We start from the raw sequence: 17,973 nt of genomic DNA on the forward strand, positions 1-17,973 counted from the left end.
CGCCTAGCCTTGGGAACTGTGTCGCAAGCGAGTATTGGAATCTTTGACAGTGGTGTCGGCGGTCTCACGGTGGCCCGAGCGATCATCGATCAGCTGCCCAACGAGTCGATCCTCTATGTGGCCGACACGGCGAGACAGCCGTACGGCCCCAAGAGCATCGCGCAGGTTCGCGCCTACGCGCTGGAGGTGATGGACCACCTCGTCGAGCACGACGTCAAGATGCTGGTGATCGCGTGCAACAGCGCCAGCGCGGCGGTGCTCCGCGACGCCAGGGAACGCTACGCCGTCCCGGTCGTCGAGGTGATCCAACCGGCGACGCGCCGTGCCGTGCGGGCCACCCGCAACGGCAGGGTCGGGGTGGTCGGGACCAGGGCCACGATCGAGTCGATGGCGTACCACGACGCGTTCGCCGCGGCTCCCGACGTCCGGCTGACCGGGGTGGCGGCACCGCGACTGGTGGAGTTCGTGGAGCGGGGGGAGACGATGAGCGACGAGCTCATCGACGTCATCCGCGAGTACCTGGAGCCGGTGCTCGCCGACGGATGCGACACGCTGATCCTGGGATGTACGCACTACCCGCTCCTCACCGGGCCGATCTCCTACGTGGTGGGAGACGGCGTCACGCTGGTGTCGAGCGCCGACGAGACCGCCAAGGACGTCTACCGCGTCCTGCACGACCGGAGCCTGGCCGCCGTGGGGGGCGCGCCAGGACACCGTTTCCGCGCCACCGGCGACGCGGGCCTCTTCGCAGACCTCGGACGACGGTTCCTCGGACCGGAGATCCAGGCGGTCGAAGTGGCGGTAGTAGGGGATGTTCCGAACAACGGGCATCGCGTGTGACGGTGCTCAGGCGCTCCGTAGGGGGAGCGCCGGAGATCGGCGGACGAAGGGGGACGGACACCGGCCACCGGCGCCCGCGCCGTGGCACGCGGCGCCGCACAGTAACCGTAGGAGGCCGCCGTGAAACTGACGATCATTGGATGCTCGGGGAGTTTCCCCGGGCCTGACAGCCCCTCCTCCTGCTACCTGCTGGAGGCGGAGGGGTTCCGCATGCTGCTCGACTTCGGGAACGGCGCGCTCGGCGCGCTCCAGAAGTACATGGGTCTGTACGACGTGGACGCGATATGCCTGTCGCACCTGCACGCCGATCACTGCCTCGACATGTGCCCGTACCACGTGGTGCGCACCTACTCGCCCGAGGGCCCGCTGCCCCGGGTGCCGGTGTACGCGCCCTCGGGCGCGCGGGAGCGGCTGGACTCCGCCTACGCGATGCCGGACGAGCCGTCGCTCGACACGGCCTTCGACTTCGTGGGCCTGACGCCCGGGATGTTCGAGATCGGCCCGTTCGAGGTGACGGCCGCGCTGGTGAACCATCCCGTGGAGACGTACGGGTTCAGGGTCTCCCACGGCGGGCGCTCGGTGGCCTACTCCGGCGACACCGGCGAGAGCGCCGAACTGGTCGAACTCGCCTCGGGGGCCGACGTGCTCCTGTGCGAGGCGTCGCATCTCGACAAGCCCGGCCTCCCCACCGGCCTGCACCTGAACGGCCGCCAGGCGGCCGAGCACGCGGCCAAGGCGGACGTGGACACCCTGGTCCTCACCCACCTGGTGCCCTGGAACGACCGGGACCGCGTCATGGAGGACGCCTCCCGCGGGGGGTTCGGCGGGCGGATGGAACTCGCACGGAGCGGGGCCCGGTATGACCTAGGGTGAACGTCATGGCTCGCGCAGATGGACGTTCTCCCGATCAACTCCGCCCCGTCACCATCACCCGAGGCTGGCTCGCGCACGCAGAGGGCTCGGTGCTCGTCGAGTTCGGCGGCACCAAGGTGCTCTGCGCCGCCTCCGTGCAGGACAGCGTGCCGCGCTGGCGCCGGGGCAGCGGTCAGGGCTGGATCACGGCCGAGTACGCCATGCTGCCGCGCGCCACGAACACCCGCAACGACCGCGAGTCGGTACGCGGCAAGATCGGCGGCCGTACGCACGAGATCTCCCGCCTGATCGGCCGCTCCCTGCGCGCCTGCGTCGACTACAAGACGCTGGGCGAGAACTCGATCGTCATCGACTGCGACGTGCTCCAGGCCGACGGCGGCACCCGCACCGCCGCCATCACCGGGGCGTACGTGGCACTGGTCGACGCGGTCGCGTGGATGCGCAAGCGCAAGATGTGCGGCGGAGACCCGCTGGTCGACTCGGTCGCGGCGGTTTCCGTCGGCGTCGTCGGCTCCACGGCGCTGCTCGACCTCTGCTACACCGAGGACGTCGCCGCCGAGACGGACATGAACGTGGTGATGACCGGCTCCGGCGCGTTCGTCGAGGTCCAGGGCACCGCCGAGGGCAAGCCGTTCGACCGCGCCGCCCTCGACGAGCTGCTCGACCTCGGCGCGGCAGGGTGCGCCGAGCTCACCCGCCTCCAGCGGGAGGCCCTGGCATGAGCGCACCACGTGTCGTCCTCGCCACCCGGAACGCCGGGAAGATCGCCGAGCTGCGCCGGATCCTCGCCGACGCCGCGATCCCGGTGGAGATCGTCGGGCTTGAGGAGTTCCCCGAGATCGGCGATGTCGCCGAGACCGGCCTGACCTTCGCGGAGAACGCCCTGCTCAAGGCGCACGCGGTCGCCCGGCAGTCCGGCCTGCCCGCCATCGCCGACGACTCCGGCCTCTGCGTCGACGCCCTGAACGGCATGCCCGGCATCTTCTCCGCCCGCTGGTCGGGAAAGCACGGCGACGACCAGGCCAACCTCGACCTGCTGCTCGCCCAGGTCTCCGACGTGCCCGAGGGGCACCGGGGCGCGCACTTCGCGTGCGCGGCGGCGCTCGCCCTCCCGTCGGGGGAGGAGCGGGTGACCGAGGGGGCGCTGCACGGCGCGATCATCTCCGCTCCACGCGGCACCGGCGGCTTCGGCTACGACCCGATCCTCGTCCCCGACGGCGAGACCCGGACCACCGCCGAGCTGTCCGCGGCGGAGAAGGACGCCATCAGCCACCGAGGCCGCGCCTTCCGCGCCCTCGCCCCGATCATCGCCGAAGTGGTCGTCTGACCTTCTCCGGTCCGCTCCTTGGCCGGAGCGGTCGTCTGGCTTCTGTAGGGTGACAGCTCGCTCGACCTCTCCGGTTCGTCCTGAGGCCCGCTCGTGGAGCATCTCCCGGCCTGGCCTGGCGGAATTGATCACCCGGCTTTCTCTCGGCGGTGATCCGTACGGAAAGCGAGCAGGCTTCTGGCCGGTCCTGTAATCGGGGCGTAAGAATCCGGGGGCCCGTAGGGGCGTAGCGTCGGAGTATGCAGAGCAACAGGCGCGTGCCCTCGTGGGCCTCGGCGCTGATCGGCCTGGTGTCCGGCGCGGTGGCGGTAGGGATCTCCCTGCTCGTCGCGGGCCTGGTGAAACCCTCCGCCTTCCCGGTCGTCGCGGTCGGCAACTCCGTTGTCGACCTCACCCCGGCACCGCTCAAGGAGTGGGCGATCCGCACCTTCGGCGAGAGCGACAAGACCGTGTTGCTCGCGGGGATCCTCCTGATCCTGGCCGCGATCGCCGCCGCGCTGGGCAGGGCCGCCGTCCGTGATCTCCGGTACGGGCTGGCGGGCCTGGCCGCGTTCGGCCTCATCGGCGTCGTCGCCGTGCTCACCCGCCCCGGCTCCGGGCTCATGGACGTCCTCCCGACGCTGGCCGGGGTCGGCGCCGCCGCGTACGCCCTCCGGCGGCTCGTCCGACAGGCCCTCGTGCCCGTCGAGGCTCCGGCCGAGCCGTACCGGAGCGTGTCCGGTGGCGCCGATGCCGTGGGCGCGGCGGGGGCCGCGCACGACACCGGGTCGGCTCTCTCGACCGGGCAGCCGCAGGAGCCCGGCGAGCACCACGCGTCGTCGACCCCGCCCGTCATGCGGGCCGGGAACGACCTGTACGCGTTCGACCGCCGGGGCCTGCTGACCGGCGCGCTTGGCGGTGTGGCCCTCGCCGGGGTGGCGGGAGTGGCCGGGCGCGCGCTCTCGGGGCGGGCCGAGGTGAGCGCGGCGCGCGGTGGCATCACACTGCCCCGGCCGGTGAAACCCCTCGCCCCGCTGCCCGCCGGGGTCGACTTCAGGATCAAGGGCCTGTCGCCGTTCGTCACTCCCAACAACGACTTCTACCGGGTGGACACCGCCCTGGTGGTCCCTCAGGTGGACCCGCGTGACTGGACTCTCACGATCCACGGCATGGTCGACAGGCCCGTGGAGCTCACCTTCGCCGACCTGATGAAACGCGCCGTGGTCGAGGCCGACGTCACGCTGTGCTGCGTCTCCAACGAGGTCGGCGGACCCTACATCGGCAACGCCCGCTGGCTGGGCGTCAGCCTGGCCGGGGTGCTGCGCGACGCGGGGGTCCAGAAGGACGCGGACATGCTGCTCAGCACCTCCGCCGACGGCTGGACCGCCGGAACCCCGGTCGACGTCGTCATGGACGGCCGAGACTCCCTGCTGGCCTTCGGCATGAACGGCCAGCCGCTCCCCGTGGAGCACGGCTTCCCGGTCCGCCAGGTCGTCCCCGGGCTCTACGGCTATGTCTCGGCCACCAAATGGGTCACCGACATCAAGGTCACCCGCTTCGACCGGGACGAGGCGTACTGGACCCCGAGGGGCTGGTCCGCGAAGGGGCCGATCAAGACGGAGTCGCGCATCGACCTGCCCAGGGACGGCGCGACCGTCCCGGCGGGCAAGACCGTCGTCGCGGGCGTCGCCTGGGCCCAGCACAAGGGCATCGACGCGGTCGAGGTCCGTATCGACCAGGGCCCATGGCGCCAGACCCGCCTCGCCAAGGCCCCCACCGCCGACACCTGGCGCCAATGGGTCCTCGACGACTGGGACGCCACCCCCGGCAGCCACACCATCGAGGTCCGCGCCACCGACGCCACCGGCTACACCCAGACCGGCGACCGAGCCCCCATCACCCCGAACGGCGCCACCGGCTGGCACACCATCACCGTCGAAGTCGCCTGACCCAGGATGTTGTCCACGTCCCTCGGTATCGACGTGACAAGCGAGGAACTACCCCCGCCATGCGAGGCTGACTCCGACGACGACGGCGATCGGCTGCGCTTCACCCGATCATCCCCGCGCGTGCGAGGCCGACGTCTCCAGGGTGTTGATCTTGGTGCCCTGGGTGGGACCACCCCTGCGTGTGCGGGGCCGACCTTTTGTGAGCTGTGGATTTACCGGTGTAGGGCCTGTGTTTTCATTAGGTGCACCTGGGAGAGATCGCCGATCTTGGTCAGTGTTAATGAAGCAGTACTGAAGTTAAGGACAATCGAGGCGGCTCGCAAGGCTATCGGGAGGAGAGGGAAGATCTGAGCTACGTTCCTGCGCGTCTTTGGCTTTCCGCTCCGTACGAGGCCCGTATCACTGAACGGCACCAAACCAGGCCCCTCGCATGCAGTGACCCCTTTGCTGCCCATCCTAGGGCGGGCGCTGGGCTTTAAATGGTCAACTCTTCCCTGTCGAGGAGAGGGCCGTCCTACTATCTGGCTCCCAGGGGATGGGGACGGGGGAGCCGTGAACGAGTGGAGTCTGGCCACGGGGGTCTACAACCCCGTGGTGACGGTGGACGGGCAGCGGTGGCGGGACTTCGAGCTGGAGGTTCAGGTGCCGGTCGTGGCACCGGCGCCGCGCGAGCGGGAGCGGGAGCGGATGCGCTGGGGTCCGGCGCGGCTGGACCAGTGCAGGCCGTACGGGGTGGCGGGTGGGCTGGCCAGGCCCGATCCGCAGATCGAGGAGGACATGCTGCGGGCCGTCCCCCTCACCGAGCAGGGCACCCCGCGCCGCTTCCCCGACCCGCGCGGCATGTGGATCAGGCTGATCAACGGGACCGGCTCGGCGGACGACCCGTTCCGGGCGACCAACGCGATCGACTGCGCCCTGTCGGTGCTCTCCACCTGGTACGGCACCCCCGCGGTGGCCGCGCCCCGCAGGCCCGAGTACGACAGGGTGGGCAGGCCGCTGCTCAGCGGGGAGGCCGGGGGAGTGGCCAGGGCGGAGCGGTGGCTGGGGCAGCGCTTCCAGTACGTGGGGCAGGGACGCCACTCCTACCTTCCGATCGCGCAGGCGCTGCTGGCCGGGGGGCACGGCTCCTCCGCGGTCATCATCAACCGCTGGCCCGCCGGGGGCAGCCACGCCTGGAACGCGGTGAACTTCGACGGCGAGGTGATCTGGATCGACGCGCAGCGGGGCCACATGGCGGTGGAGCCGCCGTACGAGTCGGTGACCGGCGTGTTCTGCGTCGTGATCGACAGGGAGGGGCGGCGGCTGTGACGTCTTTCCCAGTAATTTTCTCAACGGTTTCCCCGGCACCTCTCCGGATGGCTTTCCTCGCGGAGGCGGGTTCCCACAGGACGAGCGGGACGAGGAGGACAGGGTGAATCCGGACCAGGCGCGGGCGGTGGCGGAGGAGTACTTCAACGGGGTCCGCGGCCCAGGCTCCGCCGTCGAGATCAGGATTTATGCCTTCAACGAGGGTTATGTCGCATGGTCGAACGAGCCCGAGTCCGACGATCCCAGCGTGCTGCCCGACACCGTCGGCTCCGGCTGCGTGGTCATCGACCGGGCCACCGGCGAGATCGTCATCCGGCCACTGCTCAACCCCGAGACCGTGGCCGAGCAGTGGCCGGGACGCCGCCCCCGATAGCGAGACGTCCCGGCCGCGACACTCGGCTGCTCGCGAAGGCGCCCACGATCGACCCCGCTGCGGCTCCACTCCCGTACGAGAAGTGCACGGGAGCCGCGCTCAGCCGCTCGCGAGTGAGCCCACGACCGAGGCGCGGGCCGCGCGCCGGGCGGGCAGGACGGCGGCGAGCACCCCGGCCAGGCCGGACAGGGCCACGAACGACAGGATCTGCGGCACCGGCAACTGGAAGATGACATTGTCGGTCATCGTCTGCGCGGCGGCCCAGCCGAACGCGATGCCCAGCGTCACGCCGACCAGCGCGCCGATGAGCCCCAGGACCAGCGCCTCGACCGAGAGCATTCGCCGCAGCTGGGGCCGGGTCAGGCCGAGCGCCCGCAGCAGCGCGGACTCGCGGGTGCGCTCGTGGACCGACAGGGAGAGCGTGTTGGCGATGCCCAGCAGGGAGATGAGCACCGCCAGGCCGAGCAGCCCCGTGATGATCATCAGCACCATGTCGAGCGCCTCGTCGAACTGGCCCCGCATCTCCGTCGAGCTGGCGACCTTCGCCGTCGGGTACGGCTCCGTCGCCGCCTCGACCGCCGCGAGCGCCCGGTCCGGGTCCACGCCGTCCCGGTGTTTGATCATCACCCGGCTGTCGCCGATCTCGCCGAAGTAGCGGTCGAAGTCCCGCTCGGGCACCGTCACGGCGGCGAGGCTCGCGTCGATGTCGGAGAGGCCCACGATCGTCAGGTCGACCGCGCCCGCCTTCGCCGTCCGTACGGTGATCCGGTCACCGACCCCGAGCCTGAGCCGTTCGGCGACGCGCTCGGTGACGAGAGCGGTCCCCGGCCCGAGCCGGTCGAGCGAGCCCGCGTCGAGCGGCGGGTTGAAGCCGGGGACCGGGGTGAAGGTCCCCACGTCGTACCGCGCGGTCCCGGTCGCGAGCCTGGCGGTGGTCTCGCGGAAGGCGATGACCGAGTCCAGCTCGGGCCTGGTCCGCAGGTTCTCGGCGATCGCGCGGGGCAGGCCCGAGTCGCGCTCCTGAGTCTGCACCAGGTAGTCGAAGGGGAACTGCTCGTCGAGCTGCTGGGTGTACGTCACCCGCACGGTGCCGGTGACGACGGAGATGACCGTCATCAGCGTCACACCCACGGTGAGCGCCACGGTGGTGGTCGCCGACCGCTTCGGGTTACGTCGGGAGTTGTCCACGGCCAGCCTGCCGGGCACACCGAAAAGCCTGGCGGGCACCCACCCCGCGAAGGCGGACAACGGCTTGACGATCACCGGCCCGAGGGTCAGCACCGCCAGGAAGACGAACGAGCAACCGGCCATCACCACCACCAGGGCGGTCTCGCCGGGCTTCATGGACATCCCCGCCACCGAGGCGCCCACGCCCGCGACCAGGAACAACCCCGCGAAGATCATCCGTACCAGGCCGGTTCTGAAGGTCTGCTCCTCGGTCTGCGAGCGCAGCGCCGCGATCGGGGCCACCCGCGTCGCGGCCCGCGCGGGCAGCAGTGCCGCGCCGACCGTGACCGTCAGGCCGATGACCAGGCCCAGGACGATGGTGCGCGGCGTCAGGGTGGTGGCGGCGGCCGAGGGCAGCGGCGCCTCGAACGCGGTGAGCACGGCGAGCGCCCCCGCGCCCAGGCCGTAGCCGAACAGCAGGCCGAGCACCGACGACAGCAGGCCGACCACGGCCGACTCCAGCACGATCGACCCGAAGACCTGCCCGCGCGTCGCCCCGATGCACCGCAGCAGCGCCATCTCGCGGGTCCGCTGGGCCACCAGGATGTTGAAGGTGTTGTAGATGACCAGCGCGGCCACGAACATCGCCACCACGCCGAACAGCAGCAGGCCCAGCATCAGGAAGTCGCCGTTGGCGCCGTTGGAGGCGGCCAGGTCCGCCGCGTACCGCTCACCGGTCCTGACCTCGTGCTCCGCGCCCACGGCCGCGGCGACCGCGTCGCGCAGCGCCTCCTGGGTGACACCCTGGGCGGCGGCGACGTCGATCTCCCGGTACCCCTCCTGCCCGGTCATCGTCCTGGCCGTGTCCGTGGTGTAGCCGACCGCGCCGAAGTATCCGAGCTCCTGGTCCAGGCCGATGTCGAACAGGCCCACCAGGGTGAACTCGTGCCGGGCGTTCTTCGCGTCGAGCACCGCGATGGTGTCGCCGACCTTGAAACCCCTGGTCCTCGCGGTGCCCTCGTCGAGCACGGCCTGCGTCGCGGTCATCGGGGCCGTACCGCTGACGATCGCCGTACGGTTCAGGTCGCCCCCGGGCAGGGAGATCCCCGCGGTGGGAAAGTCACCGGCGGCCTTGCCGTCCTTGCCGAGCAGGGCGGACGTGCCCCGCACCAGTCCCTGGGCGTCGGCCACGCCGTCCACGGCGCGTACCTTCTCCAGGGTCGCCTCGGAGGCCGTCGGTGGTTCGTCACCGTTCCCCTTGGACAGGGGGGTCACGGCGACGTCGATCCTGTCGGCCGCCGCCGAGAACTTCTCGGTGAAGCCCGCGTCGATGGTGTCGGTCAGGACGAACGTCCCCGCGATGAAGCCCACCCCCAGCGCGATCGCCAGCGACGTCAGTGCCAGGCGCAGCCGGTGCGCGAGCAACCCGGCCAGCGTCGTCCTCAGCACCTCACGCCTCCAGCTTCATCAGCGTGTCCAGCACCGACTGCGGCGTCGGCCCGGTCAGCTCGCTGACCAGCAGGCCGTCACGGAGGAAGACCACGCGGTCGGCGTACGAGGCCGCCACCGGGTCGTGGGTGACCATCACGATCGTCTGGTCGAGCTCGCGCACCGACGTCCGCAGGAAGGACAGCACCTCGGCGCCGCTGCGCGAGTCCAGGTTGCCGGTGGGCTCGTCGGCGAAGATCACCTGCGGCCTGCTGATCAGGGCGCGGGCGACCGCGACGCGCTGCTGCTGGCCGCCCGACAGCTCCGTGGGCCTGTGGCCCAGCCGGTCACGCAGCCCCACGGTCTCCACGACCAGGTCGAACAGCGCGGGGTCGGCCAGCTGCCCGGCGATCTCCAGCGGGAGCCGGATGTTCTGCTCCGCCGTCAGCGTCGGCAGCAGGTTGAACGCCTGGAAGACGAAACCGATCCGCTCGCGGCGGAGCATGGTGAGCTGCCTGTCGTTGAGCCCGGTCAGCTCCACGTCCCCGATGTGCACCTGCCCGCCGCTCACCGTGTCCAGCCCGGCCAGGCAGTGCATCAGCGTGGACTTCCCCGACCCCGAGGGACCCATGATCGCGGTGAAGGCGCCCGTCGAGAAGGAGACGTTCACTTCCCGCAGCGCGTGCACGGCGGTGTCCCCCCGGCCGTACACCTTGCTGAGTTCCCTGGCCGTCACGGCCGGCACCGCGCTTCCCCGCGCGTCCCACGCGCCGACCTCTCCGGTGATGGTCACGGCAGCTCTCCTCAATAACGTATGGCGTATGACTGCCCAAACGGTATTGATGGGGAAAGAGGGATCCATCAGGCATTAGGCCTGACTTGCGAGGCGGGGGAGGGGGCCGGAGAAGGAGGGACGCGACCTCCGTCGTAGCGCCGCCTCGGCCATTCGGACGAGGGGTCGAGGTGACCGAGGGGCCGAGGCGGCCCAAGGCGGCCGGGACGATCGGGATGCTCAGGACGCTTAGGGCGACTGAGTGACCGGGATGGCCGAGGTGGCCGGGAAGGCGAGGTGGCCGAGGCGACCGGGATTCCGGCTCCGGGGAGGTTTCTCCGCCCCGCCCGGGTCTACCTCCGTGGGTATTTGATCTTCAGGGTGCCCAGGCCGACCCTGCCGGTGACGCGCAGCACCGGCGCGTCCGGACGGCCCGGATCGGTGGCCTTGTTGCTGATCGTGCCCATGTTCGTGGTCACCGAGTCGACCCACACGGTCCATCCTCGCGGCACGATCACCAGGATGGTGCCCATCCCGCAGGTCGCCTCCAGCAGCACCTCGCGGTGCGAGCACACCGCCTCGGTGAAGTCGATCTTCACATTGCCCGAGGTGCAACTCGCCACGATGCGCGCGGGCACCACCCAGTAGTCCTTCTGCTGCACATTCCCGTGCTTCGTCCGCAACTCCAGGACCCCGCCCCCCGTACCCGGCGCGGCGAGCGACGAGTTCAGCGGCAGGTCGGCGGTGAGAGCCCTCAGATCGGCGTACGTCTTGGCGGACTGCGTCCGCTCGATCCGCTCCTCCAACTCCTCCAGGGTGAGCCGCCCTTCCCCCGCGGCCACGCGCAACTGCTCGATGACCACGTCACGGTCGGCGTGCGACGCGCGGAGCAGACCGTCAGAGTCCGTCATACGATCATGCTAGTCGGCCGAATGCGGAGTGACGATCCCTGATTCATAGGCATATACGACGACCTGCGCCCGATCTCTCAGGCTCAGCTTGGCCAGTATCCGGCCCAGATGCGTCTTGACCGTCGCCTCCGCCAGCTCCAGCCGACCGGCGATCTCCATGTTCGACAACCCCCTGGCCACCAGCACCAGCACCTCCCGCTCCCGCGCCGTCAGCCCGGACAACACCGGAGGCTCGGCCGTTCCCGCCGAGGGAAGGTGCACCGCGAAACGCTCCAGCAACCGCCGCGTCGTGCTCGGCGCCACCACCGCGTCCCCGCTGTGCACCGACTGGATCGCGCTCACCAGATCGGCGGGCGGCACATCCTTCAGCAGAAACCCCGACGCGCCCGCCTTCAACGCCGCGAACGCGTACTCGTCCAGATCGAACGTGGTCAGGATCAGCACCCGAGGACCCCCCGCCACCGAACGGATCAGCCGCGTCGCCTCCACCCCGTCCATGACCGGCATCCGCACGTCCATCAGCACCACGTCCACGGCGACCGTCCGCACCGTCTCCACCGCCGCCACCCCGTTGCCCGCCTCCGCGACGACCTCGATACCGGGATGGGCACTGAGAACCATGCGAAAACCGGCGCGCAGCAACTCCTGATCGTCGACCAGCATCACACGAATCACCCGGTCATCCACCGCGTACTCCGTCAAGCCGCCCGACCCGCCCCGGTATCGCCGATCGGCAGCCGCGCCACCACCTGGAACCCGCCGCCCGGAACGGGCCTCGCCTCCACGCTCCCGCCGAACATCGCGACCCGCTCCCGCATGCCGACCAGCCCGTGCCCACCCTCGCGCTCCGGCGTCGCGGCACCACGACCGTCGTCGGTCACCCGCACGAGCAGCTCCCGCACGCCGTACTCCATCTCGACCGTGGCCCTGCTGTCCGGACCGCCATGCTTGAGGGTATTGGTGAGCGCCTCCTGGACGATCCGGTAAACCGTAAGCTGCTCCCCCTCGGGAAGCTCCCGGGAAACGCCGGACACCCGCAACTCCACCGGCAACCCCGACTCCCGCACCTGCGCCACCAGCCCGTCCAGCTGCGACAGGCTCGGCTGCGGAGCGTACTCCTCCTGAACACCGTCGGCCCGCAGCACGCCCACCATCCGCCGCATCTCCGCCAGCGCCCTGCGGCCCGTGGCCGAGACCGCCTCCATCGCCCTGCGCGCCTGCTCCGGATCGCGGTCGATCGCGTACCCCGCCCCGTCGGCCTGAACGATGATCACACTCACGTTGTGCGCGACCACGTCGTGCAACTCACGGGCGATCCTGGCCCGCTCCGCCGCCGCCGCCAGCCTGGCCTGCTGATCACGCTCCCGCTCCGCCCGCTCGGCCCGCTCCTCCAGACCCTCCAGGTAACGACGCCGGGTGTTCGCGTAGATCCCCGCCATCCAGACCGCCACCGCGAACGCCGAAGCCGTGGCGAAAGCACTCGGATCAAGCCCCTTGGGCACCCGCCCGAACACCAGGAACAACCCCAGCTCCACCACCAGCCCCGCCCCCACCGCCCAGCGCAACGGACGCCGCGACGCCACTTCGTACATGGCGACGAGCACGGAGACGTTGAAGAACAGGGGCGGCACCCCGGCGAGCCACTGCAGGAAAGAGGTGAGCGAGATGATCGCGAAGACCGCGACGGGACGCTCGCGCAACCAGAACAGCGGCACGAACAGCAGCAGCGTCAGCCCCGCGAACCCCCACAGCCCGATCCTCTCCGCCCCCCAGGCCACCATGTTGATCACCCCGACGGTCCAGACATTGAGCAGCGAGACCAGCAGGAACGGAATCAGCCACAGGGCATCTGTGATCCTGGGATGGCGCCCGCTCCAGGCGCGTAGTCTGCCGAACACATCACCACGATACGTATGCGCAGATCAGCCCCCTTCCCCCTCAAGGTGGAACCCGGTGTACGACTCAGGTCGCACACCGGGCCGCACATTCGGCACGGCTTACACAGCCTTTACGGTCTCTGGGGCACCATGGTTTCTGGGAGCGCCCTACGGGGTGAGTAAAGGGAGATAGTTTGTGGTGATCAATCACAACGACGCGGGTCGCGCGGCCACGAGAACAGGCCGCGCGACCTGACGTTTTCCCAGGCCTGCCGGATAGCCATCGCTCCCCCCGCCCGCACGGATCCACAGGGTTTCCCAGTCGGTGACGAGCATCGCGCCCTCCCGGGCGACACGGCCGGACGAGGCCGGACCTCACGCGAGCGGCTCGCCGGAGCCGTCTCCCACGGCGAAACCGCGCGAACCCGCCTCCCAGGTCTCACCGGCCTCGTCGAACGCGATGCGCTCCTCTTCGATGATGGATTCGCGCATCAATTGGATGGCTCTGCGTATGACCGCGGATCTCGACGCGAAGCGTTTTTCGCTCCGGCAGTATTCTATGAAGAATGAATCCTGGGGCGATATTGTTACGCTGGTGTCTATCGACTTCATGTCGACCGGGATATCTTGAATTGTTTTGTAGGGCCGTCGGGATTCGAACCCGAACTTGCACGGACCTAAACCGTGTGTCTCTGCCTTTGGACTACGGCCCCTTGATTTTCCTGCGAAATTCTCTGTCTGTGAATGGCAATTGGGGCAGAGAAAGCGCAGGTTTTCTTTTCTGTTGTCCAGCCAGTCGCCATTGATATGGTCGACGTGCAGTGTCAATGCCTGACCCCGCCAGGCGCCCTCGATCCTACATCCCGCGCAGCGGTACGGCATCCCGATAGCGATCAAGCTGCGCCTGAGCTGCCCCGGGTCCGGGCGCGTGCTGCCCTCCGGCCGTACGACCAGAACCTGTTCCGGGAGACGGCGTCGCGGTGAGGGTCGCCCCTTGTTGGGGGAGACCCTGCGAAAGTGCGACGTGTCGATTCCGAAGCGCTTCAGCTGGCGGCTGATGTGGGCGTGGTTGCCGCCCGCGATGGTGATGCCGAGGCGGCGCAGGACGTCGGCGATGCTGAAGGAGTCGGCCGCGGCCTCCGCCAGCATTTCGGGGGTGTATTTGTATTTGGTGGGCACGCCCCAAGGCTAGGTAATGGGGCCGACAATTCTTGGCACGTGCCCATGTCGTATTAAATGGCGAAAAAGGGGTGTTAGTCGACGCCGAGTTCGCGGCGGAGGCGGGCCACGTGGCCGGTCGCCTTCACGTTGTAGAGAGCCTTCTCTATCTTGCCGTCTGCGTCGATGACGAAGGTGGAGCGGATGACCCCGACGGTCGTCTTGCCGTACATCGTCTTCTCCCCGTACGCGTCGTAGGCCTTGTGGACCTCAAGGGAGGGGTCGGACAGAAGCGGGAAGGTCAGGGCGTCGTGCTCGACGAACTTGGCGAGCTTGGCCGGGCTGTCCTTGGAGACGCCGAGCACGGCGAATCCGGCAGAGGTCAGCGAGGCGAGGCTGTCGCGGAAGTCGCAGGCCTGCTTGGTGCAGCCCGGGGTCATCGCGGCGGGATAGAAGTAGAGGATGACGCGCTTGCCGCGATATGTCTCCAGCGACACGGTGGTGCCGTCGGCGGCGGGAAGCGTGAAGTCCGGGGCGGCGTCGCCCGGCTCAAGTTTCATGGTGTTCCTCCGAGGAATGGTTCCCGGGTCAACTTACCGGCCTGCCCGAAGTGCCGTGGGTGGGCGGGACCTGACAGACTGATCAGTGTCAAGGAGTAGGGGAGGAGAGCCATGGCGGACACCGATCCCGCGGAGTTGGAACGGCAGATCGAGCGCACGCGCGCGGAGTTGGCCCAGACGGTGGACGCCATCGCGGACCGGGTGAGCCCCAAGCGGGTCGCGGCGCGCGGTGTGGCGAGGGTCCGGGCGAACGCGGAGCATCTCGTCGGCCAGGTCGGGGACCTGGTGAGTGGCGCGGCGGGGCCGAAGCCGGTCAGGCTCGCCGGTGAGCCCGAGGATCTGTGGGCGGACGACCGGCCGGACCTGGCGCCGATCCTGATCGGGGTGGGGGCGGTGCTGGCGCTCGGTGCGGTGGTCATGCTGTGGCGCCGTCGTCGCTGACCGGGGCTTCCGGATGTTGCCGGTGACCGGTCGGAGACCGTGAATTGAGTAGGGGTTTACTCATGTGACCTTTTTCCTGCTCGCGGAACATCGCGAGTAGGTGAAAGGGAGGGGTAAATCCATGAAAAACATGATTCGCGCCGCGATCGCGGTGGTGGCTACCACGGGCCTCATGCTGACGGCGGCTCCGGCCGCCTTCGCCGCGACACCGGCTACCGCGTCTTCGGCCTCGTCGGCGCGAGACTTCGACGACAGCTTCGAGCAGGAGTCCAGGAACGGCCTGGCCTCGCTGGGGGCGGAGTACTCGGTCCGGGGTGACGAGGAGGAGGACAACACGTTCAGGCTGCGGGGCGAGCTGTACGACGGTGACCGGCGCACCTTCCGCCAGGGCGGTCGCTGTGCCTATGTCGAGGTCCAGATCATCTCGTCCGGTGACGAGGACTGGGAGGTCGCCAAGCGCTACAGGCTGTGCAGCTACGACGACACCAAGCGCTTCCGCGTCACGGCGCACGACGTGAGTGAGGTGCGGGTCAAGACCTGCCAGGTCAAGTACCGAGGCTCGTCGACCTACAGGTGCAGCAGGTGGGCGGAGCTCGACCTGGGCTTCTGAGGTCTCTCGGAGGCTCGGCCCCTCCGGGTGCGAGAGCACCGCAGGCCATCGTGCCCGGAGGGTGGGGCCGGGGGCATCACAGGAACCGGGACATCACGGAAACTGGGACGTGACGGGAACGGGCACTCGCCGGTGGACCGGCGGGTGCCCGTTCCGCGTGTCCGTTCCGCGTGCCGGGACCCGCTCCCCTCGAAAAAGCGCCGGAGGTCAGAGGAAGGCGCGGCCCTCGCCCCGGTAGGTGGGGACCTCGTCCACGACCTCGTCCCCGTCGATCAGGTGCAGGCTCGCGAAGCGCTCGCAGAGCTCGCCCGCCTTGGCGTGCCGGAACCAGACCCGGTCACCGGCGCGCAGGTCCTCGGCGGCCTGTCCGATCAGGGGGGTCTGGACCTCCCCGGCTCCCTCGTTGGAGTCGTAGCGCAGCCCGCACGGCAGGTAGGGCTGGGGAAGGCGGTCGTCGCCGGGGGCTCCGGAGGCGGGGTAGCCGCCGCCGAGGACGGTGACGACGCCGGGCGCGGGGCGGCGGACGACGGGCAGGGCGAACAGGGCGGCGGGCCGGCCGGTGAATCCCCGGTAGAAGTCGAACAGGCGGGGGTGGAAGAAGCCGGATCCGGCCGCGATCTCGGTGACGGCCCTCTCCTTGGCGGTCTTCTCGATGCTGCCGGTGCCGCCGCCGTTGACGAACTCCAGGTCGGTGACCTGGCGGACGGCCCGCACGATCCGGCCCCTGCGCGTGATCAGCTCGCGCCGGGACCGGGCCTGCATCAGGCGTACGGCCCGGGTGAGGGCGGGGTTGCCCGGAGGGTTGTCGCCGACCCCGGCGATCTGCGCCTCGTACGCCATCAGGCCCACGAGCCGGAACCCGGGCCGTTTCGCGATCTCGGTGGCGAGGTCGGCGGCCTGGTCGATCTCGCGGATGGGGGAGCGGCGGACGCCCGCCCTGAACCGGCCGCCGAAGGCGAGGTAGCCCGCGTCGACGTCCAGGCAGAGCCGGATCTCGTGGCGGTCGCGGACTCCGGCGACGGCGGACTCGACGAGGTCCAGGTGCTCGGTCCGGTCCACCATGATCGTGATCTCCCGGGCCGCGGCCGGTCCGGCGGCCAGCTCGGCGAGCGCGGCGCGGTCGACGGTGGGGTACGCGACCAGCACGTCCCGCATCCCGGTGGAGACGAGCCAGAGGGCCTCGGGGAGGGTGAAGGCCATGATCCCGGTGAAGCCGTCCATGGCGAGGATGCGTTCGAGCACGGCCCGGGACCTGACGGACTTGCTGGCGACCCTGATCGGTTTGCCTCCGGCGCGGCGGACCATGCCCTCGGCGTTGGCGCGCAGGGCGGGAAGGTCGAGGACGGCGAAGGGAGGGTCCAGGTGCGCTGTGGCCCGGTCGTAGCGCTGGCGGTCGTCCATGCCCGCAGGATAACCCGGCCCCGGGAAATGTGAACGCTATTCATATTGCCGGACGGGTGATCAATGCTCCCGCCAGGGGGATCCCAAGATCGTGCAAGTGGGCGGTTGATCCCCGGCCCGCCCCTGCCGGAACGCGTACACCTGACCGAATGACGACTACTCTCCAGGACATCCTGGCGGGCTCGGGAGGCACCGGCAGTGCGGGGACCACCACCGGAGGCTCGGGAGGCAAGGCGGCGGCCGAGCAGTTCCAGGACGTCCGGCGCCGGTCGGTGCGGATGCTCAGGCCGGCCAGGACCCCCGTGGGCGTCCCCGCCGCCCTGACGGTGTCCGCCGTGCTGGCGGTCTCGGCCTCGGTCACGGTGGGCCTGCTCATGGAGTCGCCGCTCGCGCGGATGCCCTACCGGCGGCTCGTCAACGGTGCCGGCGCGTGGAACTGGTCGGATCCCGCCACCTTCGCCGCGTCGACGCTCGCCATGGCGGTGGGCCTGGTGATGCTCGCGCTCGCCGCGCTGCCGGGGCGGACCCGGCTGATACCGCTGGAGTCGGGAGACCCGCACATGGTGATCGGCGTCACCAGGTCCGGGCTCCGTCGCACGCTGCGGGAGGCGGCCGAGTCGGTGGACGAGGTGAAGGGGGCGCGGGTGCGGCTCACCTCGCGGATCGTCGAGGTCACCGTGTTCACCGACGCCGAGCGGACCGGGCCCGTGCTGCGCCGGGTGGGCGCGGCGGTGGGCGACCGGCTGGCGGGCCTGGGCGCGATGTGCGCGGGTGACGTCGTCGTACGGCTGCGCGGGAAGGGGGGCCGATGAGGCCGTACCTGGGCAACCGGATCGGCCTGGCCGTCACCGGGACGGTGCTGGTGTGCGCCGGGCTCTACGCCTTCCTGCGGGGGCGCGGCGACATCCCCGGCCACTCGCCCGGGGCCAGGCTCGTGCGCCGGGGGTTTCCCGGGTGGCTGGCCGCGCATCCGTGGCTGGGCTGGCTGGTCGCGCTACT

Annotated in this window: 18 protein-coding genes, 1 tRNA gene and 1 pseudogene; 10 read left to right on the forward strand and 10 right to left on the reverse strand. The window is 70.0% G+C overall.

Features of this window, described 5'->3' with window-relative positions; all coding sequences use genetic code 11:
• Positions 1 to 18: 18 nt before the first annotated feature.
• From murI to ABD817_RS18700, 7 genes are all read left to right on the forward strand, one after another.
• Complete coding sequence (murI, locus tag ABD817_RS18670) at positions 19 to 840, forward strand: glutamate racemase (protein ID WP_344919244.1); 822 nt, start codon at positions 19 to 21, stop codon at positions 838 to 840.
• Between the two features lie 120 nt (positions 841 to 960).
• Complete coding sequence (locus ABD817_RS18675; protein ID WP_344919245.1) at positions 961 to 1,713, forward strand: MBL fold metallo-hydrolase; 753 nt, start codon at positions 961 to 963, stop codon at positions 1,711 to 1,713.
• Between the two features lie 5 nt (positions 1,714 to 1,718).
• Positions 1,719 to 2,435 (forward strand): ribonuclease PH, encoded by a 717-nt coding sequence (rph, locus tag ABD817_RS18680; RefSeq protein ID WP_344919246.1) that lies wholly within the window; start codon positions 1,719 to 1,721, stop codon positions 2,433 to 2,435.
• Positions 2,432 to 3,040 carry an RdgB/HAM1 family non-canonical purine NTP pyrophosphatase gene (gene rdgB / locus ABD817_RS18685; protein WP_344919247.1) on the forward strand — a complete coding sequence of 203 codons (609 nt, stop codon included), beginning with the start codon at positions 2,432 to 2,434 and terminating at the stop codon, positions 3,038 to 3,040. Before rph ends, rdgB begins: the two co-directional genes overlap by 4 nt.
• Before the next feature lie 239 nt (positions 3,041 to 3,279).
• Positions 3,280 to 4,968: a molybdopterin-dependent oxidoreductase gene (locus ABD817_RS18690; protein ID WP_344919248.1), complete on the forward strand. Its 1,689-nt coding sequence runs from the start codon at positions 3,280 to 3,282 to the stop codon at positions 4,966 to 4,968.
• Positions 4,969 to 5,520: 552 nt separating this feature from the next.
• Positions 5,521 to 6,276, forward strand: a complete 756-nt coding sequence (locus ABD817_RS18695; protein WP_344919250.1) for a toxin glutamine deamidase domain-containing protein — start codon at positions 5,521 to 5,523, stop codon at positions 6,274 to 6,276.
• Positions 6,277 to 6,379: 103 nt separating this feature from the next.
• Positions 6,380 to 6,649: a hypothetical protein gene (locus ABD817_RS18700; RefSeq protein WP_344919251.1), complete on the forward strand. Its 270-nt coding sequence runs from the start codon at positions 6,380 to 6,382 to the stop codon at positions 6,647 to 6,649.
• Between the two features lie 99 nt (positions 6,650 to 6,748).
• Here the strand turns inward: ABD817_RS18700 and ABD817_RS18705 are convergent, their stop codons facing one another.
• The 9 genes and pseudogenes from ABD817_RS18705 to bcp all read right to left on the reverse strand — a co-directional run bounded on the left by ABD817_RS18705 (position 6,749) and on the right by bcp (position 14,522).
• Positions 6,749 to 9,265, reverse strand: a complete 2,517-nt coding sequence (locus tag ABD817_RS18705; protein ID WP_344919252.1) for an ABC transporter permease — start codon at positions 9,263 to 9,265, stop codon at positions 6,749 to 6,751.
• A gap of 1 nt (position 9,266) precedes the next feature.
• Positions 9,267 to 10,037 (reverse strand): ABC transporter ATP-binding protein, encoded by a 771-nt coding sequence (locus tag ABD817_RS18710; RefSeq protein ID WP_344919253.1) that lies wholly within the window; start codon positions 10,035 to 10,037, stop codon positions 9,267 to 9,269.
• A 332-nt stretch (positions 10,038 to 10,369) separates the two neighbouring features.
• Positions 10,370 to 10,927: a DUF1707 SHOCT-like domain-containing protein gene (locus tag ABD817_RS18715; protein ID WP_344919254.1), complete on the reverse strand. Its 558-nt coding sequence runs from the start codon at positions 10,925 to 10,927 to the stop codon at positions 10,370 to 10,372.
• Between the two features lie 9 nt (positions 10,928 to 10,936).
• Entirely contained in the window at positions 10,937 to 11,602 is a 666-nt protein-coding gene (locus ABD817_RS18720; protein ID WP_344919450.1) for a response regulator, read from the reverse strand.
• 23 nt (positions 11,603 to 11,625) lie between these two features.
• Entirely contained in the window at positions 11,626 to 12,825 is a 1,200-nt protein-coding gene (locus ABD817_RS18725; protein WP_344919256.1) for a sensor histidine kinase, read from the reverse strand.
• Between the two features lie 186 nt (positions 12,826 to 13,011).
• Positions 13,012 to 13,140, reverse strand: coding sequence for a hypothetical protein (locus ABD817_RS18730; protein WP_344919257.1), 129 nt, complete (start codon positions 13,138 to 13,140; stop codon positions 13,012 to 13,014).
• Positions 13,141 to 13,444: 304 nt separating this feature from the next.
• A tRNA-Leu gene (locus ABD817_RS18735) sits at positions 13,445 to 13,517 on the reverse strand.
• A gap of 28 nt (positions 13,518 to 13,545) precedes the next feature.
• Positions 13,546 to 13,953: pseudogene (locus ABD817_RS39610) on the reverse strand (HNH endonuclease signature motif containing protein); the annotation flags it as partial.
• 104 nt (positions 13,954 to 14,057) lie between these two features.
• Positions 14,058 to 14,522, reverse strand: coding sequence for a thioredoxin-dependent thiol peroxidase (gene bcp / locus ABD817_RS18740; RefSeq protein ID WP_344919258.1), 465 nt, complete (start codon positions 14,520 to 14,522; stop codon positions 14,058 to 14,060).
• 111 nt (positions 14,523 to 14,633) lie between these two features.
• On the opposite strand from bcp, the gene ABD817_RS18745 reads away from it, so the two are divergent.
• Positions 14,634 to 14,963, forward strand: a complete 330-nt coding sequence (locus ABD817_RS18745; RefSeq protein WP_344919259.1) for a DUF3618 domain-containing protein — start codon at positions 14,634 to 14,636, stop codon at positions 14,961 to 14,963.
• A gap of 121 nt (positions 14,964 to 15,084) precedes the next feature.
• On the forward strand, positions 15,085 to 15,573 hold the full coding sequence (locus tag ABD817_RS18750; RefSeq protein ID WP_344919260.1) for a hypothetical protein: 489 nt from the start codon (positions 15,085 to 15,087) through the stop codon (positions 15,571 to 15,573).
• 207 nt (positions 15,574 to 15,780) lie between these two features.
• Here ABD817_RS18750 and ABD817_RS18755 read toward each other — a convergent pair whose 3' ends face one another.
• A complete protein-coding gene (locus ABD817_RS18755; RefSeq protein ID WP_344919261.1) occupies positions 15,781 to 16,974 on the reverse strand; it encodes an amino acid deaminase/aldolase in 1,194 nt (397 codons plus the stop codon).
• Positions 16,975 to 17,123: 149 nt separating this feature from the next.
• Here ABD817_RS18755 and ABD817_RS18760 point away from each other — a divergent pair, with 149 nt between their 5' ends.
• Positions 17,124 to 17,786, forward strand: a complete 663-nt coding sequence (locus ABD817_RS18760) for a DUF6286 domain-containing protein (protein WP_344919262.1) — start codon at positions 17,124 to 17,126, stop codon at positions 17,784 to 17,786.
• The last annotated feature ends 187 nt before the right edge of the window (positions 17,787 to 17,973 follow it).

This window comes from Streptosporangium oxazolinicum (genome assembly GCF_039537505.1).
Classification (GTDB): Bacteria; Actinomycetota; Actinomycetes; order Streptosporangiales; family Streptosporangiaceae; genus Streptosporangium; species Streptosporangium oxazolinicum.

What these genes read in the sequence shown, in the direction of transcription:
- ABD817_RS18690 (WP_344919248.1), top strand. Translation starts at nt 3,280, where the DNA reads ATGCAGAGCAACAGGCGCGTGCCCTCGTGGGCCTCGGCGCTGATCGGC.
- rdgB (WP_344919247.1), top strand. Translation starts at nt 2,432, where the DNA reads ATGAGCGCACCACGTGTCGTCCTCGCCACCCGGAACGCCGGGAAGATC.
- ABD817_RS18715 (WP_344919254.1), bottom strand. Translation starts at nt 10,927, where the DNA reads ATGACGGACTCTGACGGTCTGCTCCGCGCGTCGCACGCCGACCGTGAC.
- ABD817_RS18730 (WP_344919257.1), bottom strand. Translation starts at nt 13,140, where the DNA reads ATGCTCGTCACCGACTGGGAAACCCTGTGGATCCGTGCGGGCGGGGGG.
- ABD817_RS18750 (WP_344919260.1), top strand. Translation starts at nt 15,085, where the DNA reads ATGAAAAACATGATTCGCGCCGCGATCGCGGTGGTGGCTACCACGGGC.
- bcp (WP_344919258.1), bottom strand. Translation starts at nt 14,522, where the DNA reads ATGAAACTTGAGCCGGGCGACGCCGCCCCGGACTTCACGCTTCCCGCC.
- rph (WP_344919246.1), top strand. Translation starts at nt 1,719, where the DNA reads ATGGCTCGCGCAGATGGACGTTCTCCCGATCAACTCCGCCCCGTCACC.
- ABD817_RS18745 (WP_344919259.1), top strand. Translation starts at nt 14,634, where the DNA reads ATGGCGGACACCGATCCCGCGGAGTTGGAACGGCAGATCGAGCGCACG.
- ABD817_RS18760 (WP_344919262.1), top strand. Translation starts at nt 17,124, where the DNA reads ATGACGACTACTCTCCAGGACATCCTGGCGGGCTCGGGAGGCACCGGC.
- ABD817_RS18755 (WP_344919261.1), bottom strand. Translation starts at nt 16,974, where the DNA reads ATGGACGACCGCCAGCGCTACGACCGGGCCACAGCGCACCTGGACCCT.